We start from the raw sequence: 15,857 nt of genomic DNA, 5'->3' as shown, positions 1-15,857 counted from the left end.
GCGGATGCTATTAGGATGGAGGCAAACATGGCGAACGTCATACTAAAAAATGTTTACAAGCGATATGCAGGTGGCATAACAGCAGTCAATGACTTCAGTCTCAAAATTGAAGACGGGGAATTTGTTGTCCTGGTTGGTTCCTCCGGCTGTGGCAAGTCGACTACTTTGCGAATGATTGCCGGTTTGGAAGAAATATCGGCCGGTGAAATCTATATTGGCGGCCGGCAGATCAACAATGTGCCGCCTAAGGACCGGGACATAGCCATGGTTTTTCAGAACTATGCCTTATATCCGCATATGACAGTGTTCGAAAATATGGCTTTCGGGTTAAAGTACCGTAAAGTTCCCAGGGAGGAAATTAAGCGCAAGGTACAGGAAGTTGCAGGCATTCTTGCGATAGAACATTTACTGGACAGAAAACCCAAGGCCTTGTCCGGCGGCCAGAAGCAGAGGGTTGCTCTGGGGCGGGCGATAGTGCGTGAACCTAAGGTATTTCTGTTCGATGAGCCGTTATCAAACCTGGACGCCAAGCTCAGAGTCCAGATGAGAAGTGAAATCAGCAAACTGCATCAAAAATTGCATACTACCTTCATCTATGTGACCCATGATCAGACCGAAGCTATGACCATGGGTTCAAGAATTGTGGTGATGAAGGACGGCTTCATTCAGCAGGTTGACACACCCCTGGCACTGTATGAACGGCCGGGCAATCTCTTTGTGGCCGGTTTCATTGGCAGCCCGCAAATGAATTTCATCAGTGCAAAACTGGAAAAACAGGCCGATGAGCTGTACCTTGTATTCGGTACAAACAGGGTTAAGTTTTCGAAAGACAAGGTACCCCAACTTGCCGGTACCGACTATATTGGCAAAGAGGTAGTTATGGGGATTAGGCCGGAGGATGTTCACAGTGAAGAAATACACAAAGAAGCGTTGGCTGATAATATAATTAGCGCCAAAGTAGAAGTCAGGGAAATACTGGGAGCGGAAAGCTATTTATATCTGGCTGTTGAAGGTTTTAACCTAATAGCAAGGGTTAGTACAAGGTCGGCGGTAAAAGCAGGCGATGTTATTAAGGTGTCTTTGGATACTAACCGGATTCATCTGTTTGACAAGGAGACCGAGAGAACAATCGTTGACTAGGATTTACCTGGCTGAATCCTGGTTTTTACGAAGCGGCAAAGCACAGACCTGGCGTACAAAACAAGTAAAAGCCTTGCCATGCAAGAAGGAGCATACTTTATGCCATTTGCTCACCATTGCCACTGTTCCTATTTAAAGATATTAGCTATCATCTTAACTGTATTGACAATTTGTTTCACAGCAACCGTTGCTGTCCAGGCAGCAGCGGGCAATACCGTCCGCCTGCGCCTGGTTGATGCCAACAACAGTCCTGTGTCCCGCATCAGCCTGTCAGCGTGGCAGGTTAATGGCCCTTCTGCCCAGGCTACTGTTTACACAGGTCTGGATGGTACGGCTTTATTGACTTTGCCGCCAGGGAAGTATTATTTTACAGGCGATATAACAAACCTAAAAGCCAGGGCAATTTATACCAGAGGTTTGCATAACACTAACGAAACAACCTTCTATTTCATCTCCAAACCGGTTGTTCTCGGCAATAAACCGGAGAACATCGTTCTTACAATTGACAGCGCAGATTATATCAATATCGTCGATATCGCGAAATTACAAGGCTTTCAACTGCATATCAGTCAAAAAGAACTGGGAATTACAGCCAACATCCGTTTAGGCGCCCGCCATAACAGCCTGCGACTATATCTGCCGCTGCGTAAAGAGTATATTATCCAGCAAGTGGCAGGGCTTTCGCATATGCAGTGGCCGATATACGCAACCCCTGGCTCGCAATTTATTCTGCCTTACTAAACGCAAAGGATTGGACAGAACTTAGCCGGCAGCTTAAGGATAAACAAACGCGAGGGTGTTGACTTTGTGAAATGTAAAGTTATTATCTTTTTTCTCTTAGTACAGTTAGCCGTATTGGCTCCGAACATAGTGCCGTTTACCGCTGCCGGACAGGCCGCAACTGCTGCGGAAAGTTTGAATTATGAATTGCTTGATGGCGGCACGGTGGCCATTATCCCGTTAAACAGCAACAGCGTTAATGCCGCCAAGGAGTTTGTTCAACAAGTACAGGCCAGTAATGTTGTCCATGTTGCTGCCATGGTATATGCGCCGCCGGCAGTATCGCCCTATATGGTTCTGTCCGGCAGTTCCCCCGATTTGCAGCAGGCGCTTAGTATGCTGCAGCAGCTGTTGCCGAACCAAACGCCGGAATATCTGATCGTCATAGCAGCCAGCCTGCAGGAATTAACCCATTCACGCTCGAATTATATCGGCCTAAATCCTGTGCCCAGTATTTCGGGGAAGAGCACGGCTGACTGGAGTAAAACGACCGGAACGCCGCGTGTTCGTAGCGACACTCAATATCTGGAGGCTAATTCATCGGATATCCTGACTTTAAATGCAGGCTTAAACAACAGCAAGGTGCTGGTGTCCAGCGAAGTGTATACTCCTAATGGGATAAAAGCCCAAATCTCCAATATAAAAAGCGTCCCGGTATTCAGCACAGATACGCAGGGAAATGTCCAGACACAATTTCAAAATCTTGAGACCAGTATTGCCGTGGTACCGACAATTATCGAATACAAAGGCGGTAAGCCGGAAGAAAGCATTGTCCGCGTTGATGTAGATGTCAGAGTTAGTATTATTTCCGGCAGTTCGACCTTCAAAAGCGTATCGGCGCCGGAATACAGCTCAAAGACCATGACAACTACGCGGATGCTTCCGGCCGACAATCAACGCTATATCATCGGGACCTTTATTACCGATAGTGACACTAAAAATACTTCCGGGATCCCGATCCTCAGTAAGATACCGCTGCTCCAATATTTATTCTCCCAGGAACACATCGATAAGCAGCGCAATACCGCCGTGCTTACCCTCGCGGTACGCCTGCTGCCGCTGCCTTCTGCAACAGAAGCACGGTAGATATTATAATAACTTAGCAGGAAGTGCGGCCGTAGCGACGAACTGTAATGCAAATAAACCTTTAGCAAAAATCCTGCAGCTGCTGAGAGCGCAAGAGTACCCGTGAATTCAAAGGGGGTTGAGTATGATAGATATTAAAACAATTAATGAAATTATAAGTCAGCATGGGTTTCCCTTATATCTATATGAGGAAGATGTCATTTCAAAGCAGGCAGCCATATTAAAAGAAGCACTTCCCGGCTTTGATATTTACTACTCAATTAAAACAAATCCTTACAAGGATATATGCCGGTTTATGAGTCAGCAAGGATTTGGCGCTGATGCAGCATCGGCAAATGAAGTGATCAAAGCACACGAAGCGGGTTTTGCTAGTAAGAACATTTTATACTCTTCACCGGGAAAAACGGCGGAAGATATTATTAATACACTGGACAAAGGTGTCATAGTTGCAGATTCCTATAATGAACTTGCTATGATAAATGAAATATGTGCAAAACAAGGTAAAAGAGCAGCGGTTGGCCTCAGAATCAATCCGGCCTTTTATATAAACATGGATTCTCCTCCCCAAGTATTAGCGGGAATCCCAAGTAAATTCGGCGTGGATGAAGAGAGTCTGCTGCTTAACAAAAGCTTTATTGATAACCTGAAAGCTATAGAGATAACCGGTATACATGTTTATTTGAGAAGCCAATTATTAGATGACAAAGTTCTTTATAATTACTTTAAAAGGGTTTTTGAGCTTGCTGAATTCTGCATTACGCAAATGAATTGGGATCTATCGTTTATTGATTTCGGCGGTGGTTTTGGGATTCCATATACAAAAAATGATCAGACTATTAACTGGATGACGCTCCAGCCTCAAATTCAGGCCCTAATTGATAGTCAAAGGGTTGTCTCTAAAAATAAGGTTAGGCTTATTGTAGAAAGCGGGCGTTTCTTAGTAGGGGCGGCGGGAATTTTTCTAACTAAAATAGTTGATGTGAAGGAATCGAGAGGACAGAAGTTTGTTGTTGTACACGGTGGTCTTAACGGCTTCCTGCGGCCAGCCCTGATGAACGCTTTCAACCAGATCGCACCTGGAAAAATAGACAAACCTTTGGAACCGTTGTTCACTGCAATGAATGCCTTTGAGCCTTCTATCCCGGCAAACGCAGGCAAAGCGTTAGAACTCGTTTCTGTAGTAGGAAATCTATGCACTTCAATGGATTTGCTCGCCAAGGATGTTTACCTGCCTAATCCACGGATTGGTGACATAGTTTGTATTAACAACGCCGGGGCATACAGCTTTACATTGAGTCCCTATGACTTTGCCAGTCACCCCCGTCCACGCGAGATATATATAAATAAAAAGGGAGAGGCTGTTTAAAAATTTATTGACTGCTTGACCTGATACGAAGAACCGTATCACCGGTAATGGCGAAAAATGACTTGTAATATAAGTAAATACAAGAATAGTCGAAGTTCCTGCAGGAATGGTTTAATAACTTGCAGGAATTTTGTATTTTTATGGTAATCTTGTTAGTCGCTATCTTATAGGACTTTTAGCAGTGACAGCTGTAGGTATACTTTGTGGACAATAACGAGCGGGGTGGATGGTATATTCATTGTTCTCTGCTTACAAAGGTAATTAATTCGGATAATTGAAACTATACAGAGAAGTAGTGGAACTTAGCAAAGAGGGAAAGGAGAAAAAGATGGTTGAAGGAAATCAAAATACTTTAGAAAAAGTAATCACCGTTTTACCAATAATACAAGGAGTTTTCGATCATGAAATCGGCGTTTGTATGTCAGATATGCACAATGTTTTGCTGTATAGCCCCGCCAAAGACCTTGATTTTCATACTAAGATCAATTCACCCTTAAAGCCGGGCTCCGCCATTTACCGTCTGATAAAGGAAAGATTACCTTATTTAACTGCACGGATGGATAAAAAACTGCATGGTGTTCCTTACCAGGTAAGAGTTGGCGCTATTTATAACCAGCAAAAGGAAATGATCGGCGCAGTCGCAATTACTCAGTCCACAGACCGGTATGAGACATTGAAGGAGGTGGCCGGACATTTATTAAACAACATCAGTACATTAGCCAGTACTGCGGAAGAGGTAACTGCCCAGTCTCAGGAAATAACAAGCGTTGCTCAGACGCTGGCGCAGGTTGCGAAAGAAGCGCAGGAGCAGGTTGCCGAAACCCATAGTGTCATTAGTTTTATCAAAGAAATTGCCGGGCAAACAAACTTGCTGGGACTTAATGCGGCCATAGAGGCAGCCCGGGTCGGCGAGCAAGGGCGGGGTTTTGGCGTAGTTGCTGAAGAAATCAGGAAACTGGCAGCAAACAGTACGGAATCCGTTGCAAAAATCACTTTAATCATTAGCAAGATTCAGACCGGCAGTACCATGACTTATGGCCAGATTGGCCAGGTCGAAGAAGGCATTGGTCAAGTTGCGCAGGCGATTTCCTATCTGGCAGGGGCAACCCAGGAATTGCGTTCCCTGGCGCATTTGCTGGATGAAAAGGCAGATCAGCTTTAAACAGACTTTCCAATGTCAAGTCGTTGATTCCTTCCCATAATGTGCACTGTGGACAACAACCGTCTTTTATTATTCCTGATTATTAGCCGTGCTATCCAAGGCTAATGGCTTGAATTAATCGAATATTGATACTAGTAAATTATTTTATAAAAAAGTAAACGGGAAAGGAGCAAGCTATGGCACTTATTACTATACCATATGGAAAAACCTATATTGAAACTCAAATTTCCGATGATCATTTACAGGGTGTTTTGATACCTAAGTCACATCATTATAAGGCCGAAGCCGGGGAACAAGACCTTGTCCGCATGGCACTGGAGAATCCGGTTGCTTCACCGCGATTGTGTGAACTGGCCAAAGGGCGTAGAAAAGTAGTTATTATTACCAGTGACCACACCCGGCCTGTGCCCACTAAGATTACAGCTCCGTTATTGATTGAGGAAATTCGCAGGAGTAGCCCGGCGGCTGAAGTCACTTTTTTGGTGGCTACCGGTTTTCATCGTGAGACGACCAAAGAGGAACTACTAGATAAATTCGGCGGGCAGATGGTCAGGGATGAGAAGATTGTTGTACACAATTGTTGGGCTAAAGAAACCATGACTAAGGCCGGCAGACTTCCGTCCGGTGGCGAATTGGTTATTAACAAACTGGCGATGGAAGCCGATTTACTGATTGCTGAAGGCTTTATTGAACCCCATTTATTTGCCGGATTTTCCGGTGGACGTAAAAGTATTTTGCCCGGCATCGTCAGTGATGTAACCGTTCTGGCTAATCATTGTGCCGAATTCATTGCCCATAAAAAGGCCAAAGCAGGAATGCTGACGGGAAATCCGATGCATGAGGATATGATGTATGCGGCAAAGCAGGCGAAGCTGGCATTTATCCTGAATGTCGCACTTGATGCTGATAAAAAGATTATTCGTGCATTTGCTGGTGATTCGGAGCAGGCTCATCTGGCCGGGTGCAAGTTCGTCGAAGAACTGGCAAGAGTCGAGGGTAAAATGGCCGATATTGTCATTACTTCCAATGGCGGTTACCCGCTTGACCAAAACGTTTATCAGCATGTAAAAGCACTGTCCGCGGCGGCGGCTACCTGCAGAGCCGGCGGCGTAATCATCGCTTGTGCTGCCTGTAATGACGGTCACGGCAGCCAGGATCTGTATGAATGGCTGCGCGGCGGTGCCCGCCAGGCAATGGATATAATTATGCAGACCGACAAAAATGCTACTATTCCTGATCAGTGGGCAACACAGATTATGGCCCGTATTTTGCTAGAATACACGGTTATTTTTGTAACCGATCAATGCGATCATCAGATTATCCGGGATATGGGGTTTGAAACGGCTTTTACGGTGGAGGAGGCACTGGCGGCAGCTCAATTAAAGGTTGGCCCCCACTACCAGATTACGGTTATTCCCGACGGTGTGGCTGTTATTGTGCAATAATGATTGTTATATTCAAAGTATGAAATAGGCGGATTACCGAAGTAACCCGCCTCTTCCCGAACCGTACAAGCGGCTTTCAACGCATACGACTCTCCATACTCCAAATGAATTATCGTTACTGGCGATAACGATAGGCTCCCGGTTCTTCGGCGAAATTAATGCTCCATTCAAAGCAGCTTATTTGCTACCAGAATATCTGGCAGCGCAACCAGCCACAGACCCGGCTTCAGTCCACAGGCTTTACCATATAGTCCTGACTCGCCAGGTTACTTGACAGCAGGCGTGGTCTAATCCTGACTTTACCGACATGCTATGGTCTCCCAGAGGATTTCGCATGAGGTAAGTCGGTTGTCTTACATCGCATCGCAAGAGCGATGATTTCTGTAAAATATATATGAAGCGCACAACGTGCGCACTAAAGGATTGATAAAAAAATGGCAATAGATGCAATTTTATTGAAGGCAACAGACAATGTTGCAACTGCCGTACAGGATTTGCAAAAAGGTCAAACAGCGGTAGTCCGCCTGGAGCGTGATATATCTACGGTCATCATTCAGGAAAATATCCCTTATGGGCATAAGTTCGCCTGCCGGCCTATTAACTCCGGGGACAATATTATCAAATACGGTGAGGTCATCGGCCGGGCCACAGCTGTCATTTCGGCCGGCTGCCACGCCCATGTGCAAAATATTGAAAGCCTGCGCGGACGCGGTGACTTACGGAGGGAGAGTTAATTATGAATTTTATGGGATATCAGCGAGATGACGGATCGGCAGGCACACGCAATTATGTGGGTATCCTGTCGGCAGTAGTGTGCGTTAATGAAGTAGTCGAGGCTATCGTCAAACAGGTAGAAGGTACGGTGCGATTCACGCATCATCAGGGCTGTTGCCAGACACCGCTGGACATTGGAATTGTCAATAAAACCCTGATTGGCTTAGGCTGCAATCCTAATCTGCATTCAGTGATTATAATCAGCCTTGGCTGTGAAAGCACTAGCCTCATAGATGTTATCAAGAAAATCGCGGCCTGCGGCAAAAGGGTGGAGCATCTTGTTGTTCAGGACATTGGTGGTGCAGCCCGAACGACCGCTGCAGGCATCCTACTGGCACAGCAAATGGTGGCGGCGGCCTCCCGGCAGATGAGAATACCCTTTCCGATCAGTAAACTGGTGTTGGGAATGAAATGCGGAAGCTCTGACACAACTTCAGGGCTGGTGCCAAACCCGGCTATCGGTGTGGCCTCCGATCTATTGGTTCAGGCCGGCGGCACATCTGTTCTTGGCGAGGTGACGGAATTTATTGGCGCCGAGCATATTCTGGCGGACCATGCCGCTACTAAGGAGGTGGGACAACAGATTCTTAACCTGGTGACACGCATGGAGAAGCGGGCCATGGCAGTTGGCGAAGATATTCGTGGCGGTCAGCCTACCGGCGGCAATATTAAGGGCGGGCTTACCACCATTGAGGAAAAGTCGCTCGGATCTATTGCCAAGGCAGGAACAGCACCGATTCAGGCTGTTTATGAGTACGGCGAACGACCGGCAGTAAAAGGATTGGTAGTCATGGACTCCCCCGGCCGCGAGCCGGAAATTCTAACTGGCCTGGCCGCCGCTGGGTGCAATGTCATCGCCTTTGCCACCGGTAGAGGAGCGCCACAGGGTTTTCCGTTTGTGCCTGTATTAAAAATTACCGGCAGCCGGACCGCCGCCGAGAAAATGAGTGATCACATTGATATAAACCTAAGTGAGGTGATTGATGGCGGGGATAATATTCCCGATGCTGGACAACGTGTATTTGAAGAACTAATACACGTTGCCTCAGGCGCGATGACCAAGGCGGAGATTTCAGGCTATACCAATTCTATGGACATCTATATGCGGGGACCGGTAATTTAGGCTGGGATCAGCCTGTACTCCAATAATTTATCGACTATTTTACTAAGTTGAAAGGGGAATGGAATGTCAACTGTGAATGCACCTACTAAACTTGCCAGTGACACAGAAATGCAACCAACACGGCGCCGTTTTTTTATTGTAGCGGTACTATTTATCGGTATTATGGTAGCCTATTTGGATCGTGTCAACGTTACCGTCCTGGCTGCAAATGATCATTTTCTGTTAGATATGGGGATAAAAGGTCAGCCTGTTCAAATCGGCATGATGATGTCCGCTTTTCTGGCAGCCTACGGACTGGCTAATGTAACCCTCAGTCCATTAGGGGATTATCTGGGACCTCGCAAAGCAATGGCGTTTTGTATTGTGTTATGGACGGTATCGTTATTTATCGGTGGTTTTGCCGTAAGCTTTTCCATGTTTATTACTGCCCGGATACTGCTCGGGATTGGCGAGGGTTTTTACTACCCCATGCAAAGCCTCTTTATAAAAAACTGGTTTCCACCGCAGGAACGGGGGCGGGCTAACGCCGCCTGGATTATTGGTCAGTCACTGGCGCCTGCAATAGCTATGCCGATTTTTACGTATATTATTGGCAACTATAGCTGGCGAGACACCTTTTATATTTGTATCGCCCTTGGTCTGATCCCTTTGTATCTGCTGTGGTTCCACACAAAAGACACACCCCGTGAAAGTAAAAAAGTCAACGCTCTTGAACTTCAGTATATCGAAGAAGGCTTGGCAACAGGGAATGTGCAGGTAAAGGATAAACAGTCATTCCTGCAAAGAATAAAACCGTTTGCCCTTAATTACCGGTACTGGTTGCTAGTGCTTTGGTACGTCTGTTTGCAATTTATGTTTTGGGGTCTGGTATCCTGGCTGCCTACTTACCTGAAGTCCGCCCGCAATTTTTCCTGGACGGAAATGGGCTGGATGGCATCACTGCCATTCATTTTAACAGTGATGACTAAAGCAGTTAACGGCTGGCTCAATGACCGGATCGGCAGGAGTGCTCCCCTCCTGTGTGTAACCATGCTTTTAGGAGCATCATCCATTTATTTAGCAGCCACTGTCTCAGGAAAATATTTATCTGCTATCTTACTCTCTTGTGCTTTTGGTTTTACCTCAATGGCAACCTCTTCGGCCTGGACTCTGCTTCAGGGTCTGATTCCCGCGAAGTCTCTGTCAACCGCTGCCGGTACCATGAATGGCTTAGCCACCGGTTTTTCCTCGTTGTCACCAGTCATAATAGGTTTCTTCATCAGCCTGTCCGGCAGCTACAGCACCGGATTGCTGTGCCTGGTGGGAGTTGGGTTTCTTGCATCATCCATTGCAGCCGTGCTGGTTGCCCATAAGTATTAAAAAGGCTGTGGCAACAGGCATGCCTAATAAATAGAGGGTTGTCGTTCGGAAATATATAATATATTTAAGGAGTCACTATTATGAAAATTACCAGTGTTGATATTATCGATGTAGCTAACGATTTTTCGTCTGCCACAAGCAAGTGGCGCCCGGTGGTAGTAAAGATTAATACCGATGAGGGAATTTCAGGTTTCGGCGAGATTGGTCTGGCTTACGGCGTGGGCGCATCGGCCGGCTTTGGGATGGCCAAGGATCTTTCAAAGATAATCATCGGGATGGATCCTCTGAAAAATGAAGCTATATGGGATAAAATGCAGAAAAAAACATTTTGGGGACAAGGCGGTGGTACTGTATTCACTGCTGCCATGAGTGGGATTGATATTGCCTTGTGGGATATTAAAGGAAAAGCCCTCAATGTCCCTATTTATCAGCTGCTAGGAGGAAAAACCCGGGATAAGATCAGAACTTATGCCAGTCAGATTCAATTCGGCTGGGGAGATGGTGCCGATAAAGCCATGCTGGTGGAACCTGCCCACTATGCCGAGGCTGCGCGTATTGCTGTTGCCGAGGGCTATGATGCAATTAAAGTGGACCCCCTTGCTATGGATTCTCGGGGAAACTGGAATCAGCAAAATCTTTTAGGTGTGCTGCCTGACAAAGTGCTAAGACTCGGTTATAATAGACTCAAGGCCATAAGAGAAGCTGTTGGTGCCGATGTCGATATCATTGTAGAGCTGCATGCCTTTACCGATACTACCTCTTCTATTCAATTCGGGAAAATGATTGAGGATTTAGGCATCTATTATTTAGAAGAGCCTGTGATGCCGTTGAATCCCAAACAGATGAAAAAAGTCGCCGATCATGTCAATATTCCTATTGCCGCAGGGGAAAGGATCTATACAAGGTGGGGTTACCGGCCATTCTTTGAGGATGGGTCAATTGATGTTATCCAACCGGATATGTGCACCTGCGGCGGTTTTACGGAAGTAAAAAAGATATGTGATATGGCCCATGTCTATGATGTAACCGTACAGATTCATGTTTGCGGCGGACCAATCTCTACTGCTGCGGCTTTGCACATGGAAGCTGCCATTCCCAATTTTATTATTCATGAGCTGCACAGATACGCTCTGCTGAAACCGAACACACAAACCTGCGTCCATAACTATATGCCTAAAAATGGAATGTACGAAGTGCCTGAACTACTTGGTCTGGGTCAGGAACTAACTCTTGAAACAATAAAAGCCTCTACCGTGGAAACTGTTAAATAGCTATCAAAGACAAGATATCGAGGTTACTAGTGCTGCCGAACTGGCGTCTTGTGTTGACCACTTTAGCCACATAGCAGACCGCCGGAAAGAGGTATAACCGCCCTCTTTCCGGGCGGTTATACCTCTTTCCATAAAATTGTAGTTGTTTCAGTGAATCCCTTGTCCATATTTAGGAGTGTTAAAATGATTATTTCTACAGAGATGGCTCAAAAAATTGTAGATCATCTTATGGGCATTGTGAACCGAAATGTCAATATTATGGATTGCAATGGAATGATCATTGCCTCCGGTCAGGCAGACCGGATCAATACGTTCCATAAGGGCGGCAAGTTGGCTGTAGACGAGCACCGTGTCGTGGAGATCTATCCGGACGAGATAGACAGTTATACGGGGGCTTTGCCTGGAGTCATGTGGCCGATTGATTTAACGAAGCGGGTTGTCGGAGTAGTCGGCGTGACAGGAAAACCGCAGGATGTCCGTCCGATGGCTAATTTAATCAAGACGGTTACAGAACTTATCCTGGAAAGGGAAATGTTTCTGGCCGATTATGGATCGGAAAACCGGATAAAAGAACAACTGGTAACATTACTTTTCACCGACAACCGGGATATTTCCAAAGATGACATTGTCAATTTAGCCGAGATGGTAAATTATACCTTTAATTTACCGCGTATGGTCACTGTGATCAGACTGGAGCCCAAGATAAACGACAGTGCCTTTGTCAGCCTGAAAAACTTACTTTCCGACCGCATAAGGGAGTGTGTATCGAAAGCGATAAAAGAAGCAACTTTTTTTACCGCTTTCGATATGGTTTTATTTTATAAGAAAGACTTATGCATTCTCAAGTCAGCACCTGATGGCTTTGGAAGCAGAAAGTTCAATACTTTTATGTCAGGTGTTATTGATATATTAAAGTCAGTTCAGCCGCCAATAAAAATCAAAGTCGGAGTTGGCGGCTGGGCCTTGAACGATTCACAACTGCAGCATTCTTACCGTGAAGCGCTATTTGCACTGGGTTATTCAAGTGCTAATACGGTTTGCTCCATTTATGAATTTGACATATTATTGAACTATTTGTTTGATAACAAATGTACAAGTTATGATTCCTGCCTGGCCTTGCAAGAACTGAGGCATAATTTTGATAAAGTCAAGGATCGCTATGATATGCACAAAGTTTTAGAGTGCCTTCTTGCCAATAATCTAAATATCTCTTTAACAGCCAGCCAATTGTTTATACATCGTAATACTTTAAAATTCAGGCTCGAAAAGTTAAAGAAGATTGTGGGTTTGGAACCGTGCCACTCTTTCCATCATGCTATGCTGTGTAAATTTCTATTGTGTTGTGATACAAGAGCAACAATGAGCAAGCTTTTCATTGACAGAAGAATTAATTAATGAAACCAAAATTTTTGCAAAAATACTGAAAGAAAAAGGACTGGAAAGTTATAGTGTATTATGTAAGTTGGTTTTGTTGATAAAAGCCGGATTGGCGTACCGGATTTGAAGGTCAATAAAAGCTGCCATGAATCATTGTGTAATCCAGTCATGCAGGCAAAACTTTTGAATGCTATTTTTAACATATCGGCCTTGAAGGTTATAACTGCAATGGACTATCAGTGATTGAATACGCACACAATTTTCATCCAATCCATCAAGTAAACCAGGAAATTTTAGCTGAGTTTTTCCGGGAATTACAAATTAATAGACTGTGTGTTAGGGAAATAAGCGGCAATACAGTTTGACTCCTCCAAGAAGAATGTCCTAATAAACTATTGCGCATTGTGGACACATCATCCGCGAGTGCCCTGATCACTCACTATAAGTGATGGTTATAATCAAAACTAACAATTTTTAATAACAACACCAATTTGCTATAATGCAATCAAGTCAGCTGCCGAGAATTGCATACTGGTGTGATTGCCTGCACGAAAACAGCAGTCAGCCCTTTTTGAAGTCAAAGAAGACTCTCTTAGATAAGGAGCGTCTTCTTTTTCCTATTACATAAATACAAGAAATGATAACACCGGAGGTGATCGATGTACTTCTTGAATTCGATGAGCATATTGGCTGCAGAATGAATAATACGGGAAGTTAGCCGCCAGGCCTGCGAAGGCACTCACGTCCTTAATAGTTTAAAGCGGCAAAAATCATAAAAGGGACTGTATTGAAACCTTTTGTAGTTTCAATACGGTCCCTTTTTCTTGGTTAGCGCGGGTACTGTAAATATTTTAGGCACTACCGCCAGTCGGTTCTTATTATCCTAACTAACCCAGGCTTATATCGCCTGATGGCCAATAGTCCGTGCTATTTGGTGAGCAGCAGAGGTCCAAAAAGGCTTTCATGGGCGGTGTAATCCATTTTTCCTGATGGTAAATCAATTGCGTTTTCACTTCAAAGCTCGGGCCGGTCCAATTAAGCTCGACCAGTTTTCCGCTTGCCAAATCATCTCTGATGGAGATCTTAGGCAGGATGGTTACCCCCAGACCGCAGCTGGTACATTGTTTAATTGCGCCGACACTGGACAGTTCCATGATTGAGCCGGGCTTTATATTTTGTTTTTTTAGCATCGCTAAGATCAGCGGCCGGTAGCCGCAGCCGGGCAAGGTAAGAATCAGGCACTCTTCAGTAAGATCCTGCGGCTTTATTTTTTGCTTTTGGGCCAGAGGATGAAGCGGGCTGGCTACCATTGTCATTGTTTCGTCATGCAGTGTCTGTACCGCAAGCTCAGGTGCTTGAATCTTGTCGGTAAGGACCATCGCGATATCAATATGGTTGGCCTTGAGTGCTTCGATAAAAGTATCGCAACTGTCTGTTTGGACCCGTATTTCCACGAGCGGGTAAAGGTTGCGGTACCGGCTCAGGATTTGGGGAAGGCGGTAGACACAGAGAGTTTCGGCTGCGCCGATGCTTAAAATACCGCGAAACACGTCCGGTGAAAATTCTCCCTTGGCCTTTTCACATAACAAGAGAATTTGGTTTGCGTTTTCCAGGAACTTCTTTCCCTCAGTCGTTAGTTGAATACCCCGTCCCAGACGTTCGAAGAGCCTCACCTGCAATTCTTCTTCAAGCTGGCGAATCTGACCGGTGATATTGGACTGGGCATAGCCGAGTTTCGCGCCTGTTTTGGTGAAATTAAGTGTTTTGGCAGCTGTACTGAATATTTGCAGTTGGCGTAATTCCATACATACCTCCACTCAGAATGATCGTTTAAAGTGATCATAACAATACAAAACAATCATTTTTTATATAATTAGCTACATGATATACTACAGAAAAAAATATGTCTACAATTTTTGCATCGGATAATAAGTTTTTATACCCTAAGACAGAGTGTGTTTGGAGCTATGGCAAAGTTTTGCACAGGCAGCAATGCGTAAGAGTTATCGTCTCTTTAAAATGGAAGACGGAGAAATATACGAACTCCTCTTTGGCAAATATGGTGCAAAGAGGAGTTTTTATATGACTAAATCAGAAAAGAATAGTCAGTGTTGCATTGCTTGCGGTGGTTGGCTGGTCCTAAATGCCCGGAGGGATAGACTTGCCTAAGTTCTGTGCGCTCATTTTTTGTTGACTTAATACTGCTAGGAACTAACTATTTTAGCTGTAATTGATGATATTTTCATTTAGTTGTATAATTTTTTCAGACATATTTGCAAACACCTTTGGCGTGGTTGCATTGACTGCATTCTCCGTCAGACTGCAAACTTGTATTTCTTTTTTATTTATTTGAATTTGGAGATGGATTTTATATCAACAGTATATTTTTGTTGAGGTGTAGAGAATGAAAAAGCATTTCTTTGACCAAGTATTAAATCATTTGAATTGTATTTCTAGCATGGCTGCCATGGAAAATGCAGGGAGAACCCAGAGGGAAATCATTAATTTAACAGATTATATTCGATTTAGATTAGGAAGTAAAAATGCCATTATCAAATTAAAAGATGAGCTGAAGGCGGTGAATAATTTGATAGCACTTTACCAATCGCGCCTGGGGACAAATCTTCGTTACACAGAGAATATCGGCAATGATGCAAAAGAATTATATTTCCCCAAACATACTATCATGGCTTTTGTGGAGAATAGTTTATTTCATGCTTTCGGGTCTAAAGAAGGAGTGTGGGAGATTTGGCTACGTGTTCTTAAAGAGGATAAGTGCTATATTATTGAAATAGAAGATAACGGCGAAGGGTTCACTGGATTTGAGCCTTTTATGGATGGAAGAGTGCCTGACTCTTCCATATCAGCCGTAATTCGAAATCTGAATGACTACTATGGTTCGCAACAAGAGTTCCTTTCTATTACAAGTAATCAGCAAGGGACGAGAGTACGAATCGGTATTTTACAGTGAAAG

Annotated in this window: 13 protein-coding genes and 1 pseudogene; 13 read left to right on the top strand and 1 reads right to left on the bottom strand. The window is 44.7% G+C overall.

Annotated elements, in window-relative coordinates:
• Nucleotides 1-27 precede the first annotated feature (27 nt).
• From SATMO3_RS27325 to SATMO3_RS27270, 12 genes and pseudogenes are all read left to right on the top strand, one after another.
• On the top strand, nt 28-1,140 hold the full coding sequence (locus tag SATMO3_RS27325) for an ABC transporter ATP-binding protein (RefSeq protein WP_371373780.1): 1,113 nt from the start codon (nt 28-30) through the stop codon (nt 1,138-1,140).
• A 99-nt stretch (nt 1,141-1,239) separates the two neighbouring features.
• Entirely contained in the window at nt 1,240-1,881 is a 642-nt protein-coding gene (locus tag SATMO3_RS27320; protein WP_371373778.1) for a hypothetical protein, read from the top strand.
• 66 nt (nt 1,882-1,947) lie between these two features.
• A complete protein-coding gene (locus SATMO3_RS27315; RefSeq protein WP_371373776.1) occupies nt 1,948-3,006 on the top strand; it encodes a hypothetical protein in 1,059 nt (352 codons plus the stop codon).
• A gap of 124 nt (nt 3,007-3,130) precedes the next feature.
• Nucleotides 3,131-4,372, top strand: a complete 1,242-nt coding sequence (locus SATMO3_RS27310) for a hypothetical protein (protein WP_371373773.1) — start codon at nt 3,131-3,133, stop codon at nt 4,370-4,372.
• Nucleotides 4,373-4,700: 328 nt separating this feature from the next.
• On the top strand, nt 4,701-5,534 hold the full coding sequence (locus SATMO3_RS27305; protein ID WP_371373770.1) for a methyl-accepting chemotaxis protein: 834 nt from the start codon (nt 4,701-4,703) through the stop codon (nt 5,532-5,534).
• Nucleotides 5,535-5,710: 176 nt separating this feature from the next.
• Nucleotides 5,711-6,979: a nickel-dependent lactate racemase gene (gene larA, locus SATMO3_RS27300; RefSeq protein WP_371373768.1), complete on the top strand. Its 1,269-nt coding sequence runs from the start codon at nt 5,711-5,713 to the stop codon at nt 6,977-6,979.
• Nucleotides 6,980-7,413: 434 nt separating this feature from the next.
• Nucleotides 7,414-7,713 carry a UxaA family hydrolase gene (locus SATMO3_RS27295; protein ID WP_371373765.1) on the top strand — a complete coding sequence of 100 codons (300 nt, stop codon included), beginning with the start codon at nt 7,414-7,416 and terminating at the stop codon, nt 7,711-7,713.
• Nucleotides 7,714-7,715: 2 nt separating this feature from the next.
• Nucleotides 7,716-8,876, top strand: a complete 1,161-nt coding sequence (locus SATMO3_RS27290) for a UxaA family hydrolase (protein ID WP_371373762.1) — start codon at nt 7,716-7,718, stop codon at nt 8,874-8,876.
• A gap of 63 nt (nt 8,877-8,939) precedes the next feature.
• Nucleotides 8,940-10,235, top strand: a complete 1,296-nt coding sequence (locus SATMO3_RS27285; protein ID WP_371373760.1) for an MFS transporter — start codon at nt 8,940-8,942, stop codon at nt 10,233-10,235.
• Nucleotides 10,236-10,315: 80 nt separating this feature from the next.
• Complete coding sequence (locus tag SATMO3_RS27280; RefSeq protein WP_371373757.1) at nt 10,316-11,506, top strand: mandelate racemase/muconate lactonizing enzyme family protein; 1,191 nt, start codon at nt 10,316-10,318, stop codon at nt 11,504-11,506.
• Between the two features lie 183 nt (nt 11,507-11,689).
• Nucleotides 11,690-12,901: a CdaR family transcriptional regulator gene (locus SATMO3_RS27275; RefSeq protein ID WP_371373754.1), complete on the top strand. Its 1,212-nt coding sequence runs from the start codon at nt 11,690-11,692 to the stop codon at nt 12,899-12,901.
• Nucleotides 12,882-13,126: pseudogene (locus SATMO3_RS27270) on the top strand (DUF1847 domain-containing protein). The gene SATMO3_RS27275 and the pseudogene SATMO3_RS27270 overlap by 20 nt, the downstream one beginning before the upstream one ends.
• 644 nt (nt 13,127-13,770) lie before the next feature.
• Here the strand turns inward: SATMO3_RS27270 and SATMO3_RS27265 are convergent.
• Entirely contained in the window at nt 13,771-14,688 is a 918-nt protein-coding gene (locus tag SATMO3_RS27265; RefSeq protein WP_371373752.1) for a LysR family transcriptional regulator, read from the bottom strand.
• A 599-nt stretch (nt 14,689-15,287) separates the two neighbouring features.
• Here SATMO3_RS27265 and SATMO3_RS27260 point away from each other — a divergent pair.
• Complete coding sequence (locus SATMO3_RS27260; protein ID WP_371373749.1) at nt 15,288-15,854, top strand: sensor histidine kinase; 567 nt, start codon at nt 15,288-15,290, stop codon at nt 15,852-15,854.
• Nucleotides 15,855-15,857 lie beyond the last annotated feature (3 nt).

The organism is Sporomusa aerivorans (genome assembly GCF_041428895.1).
Classification (GTDB): domain Bacteria; phylum Bacillota; class Negativicutes; order Sporomusales; family Sporomusaceae; genus Sporomusa; species Sporomusa aerivorans.
The sequence above is the reverse complement of the archived record's forward strand: the minus strand, read 5'-3'. Positions and strand labels throughout refer to the sequence as shown.